Raw genomic sequence first — 873 nt, 5'->3', positions numbered from 1 at the left:
CTATTAATACTACGTCTTTGAAATTCGTTTTGACAATATTCATCATTTCCCACCTACTAACACTTCTTCTAATATAGTTTGATTTGCTAAGCGTAACATATACTGTCCATATTCATTTTTCTTTAGCGGATCTGCTAGTTTAATCAGTTGCTCTCTTGTAATATATCCTTTTCGAAATGCTATTTCTTCTAAACAAGCTACTTTCAAGCTTTGACGTTTTTCAACAGTTTCAATAAATAAAGAGGCTTCTAATAGCGATTCATGTGTTCCTGTATCAAGCCATGCAAAACCTCGCCCTAGTAACTCAACTTGAAGCTTACCACGACGTAAATACTCTTCATTAATTGAAGTAATTTCTAATTCGCCTCTTTCTGAAGGCTTGATAGATTTGGCAATTTCCACAACGTTATTATCGTAAAAATAAAGCCCTGTCACGGCATATGTAGACTTTGGATGATTAGGTTTTTCCTCAATAGAAATCGCCTTTCCTTCCTTATTAAATTCTACTACTCCAAAACGCTCGGGATCTTTGACATTATAACCAAATACAGTAGCTCCTTCAGAAAGACTTGCTGCACGTTCTAGCGTTTTGGTGAAACCATGTCCATAAAAAATGTTATCTCCCAAAATAAGTGCAACTGAATCACTCCCAATAAACTTTTCGCCTATAATAAAAGCTTGGGCTAAACCATCGGGTGTTTCTTGTATTTCATAACTCAACTTGATTCCTAAATTACTACCGTCCCCTAGTAATTGTCTAAATCGAGGTGTATCAGTTGGCGTAGAAATAATAAGTATATCTTTAATCCCGGCTAACATTAATACAGATAAAGGATAATAAATCATTGGCTTATCATAAATAGGTATTAATTG

1 protein-coding gene is annotated in these 873 nt (G+C 34.6%); it reads right to left on the bottom strand.

The features are described from left to right. Nucleotides 1–42 precede the first annotated feature (42 nt). Nucleotides 43–873: glucose-1-phosphate thymidylyltransferase RfbA (gene rfbA, locus RB298_RS00515; protein WP_486045224.1), on the bottom strand; the 831-nt coding region annotated here is incomplete at its 5' end.

Origin of the sequence: Priestia sp. BR_2, from assembly GCF_041954005.1 — a bacterium.
In the GTDB taxonomy this organism is placed as follows: Bacteria; Bacillota; Bacilli; order Paenibacillales; family Paenibacillaceae; genus Paenibacillus_AQ; species Paenibacillus_AQ lautus_A.
This window is presented reverse-complemented; position numbering and strand designations above follow the sequence as displayed.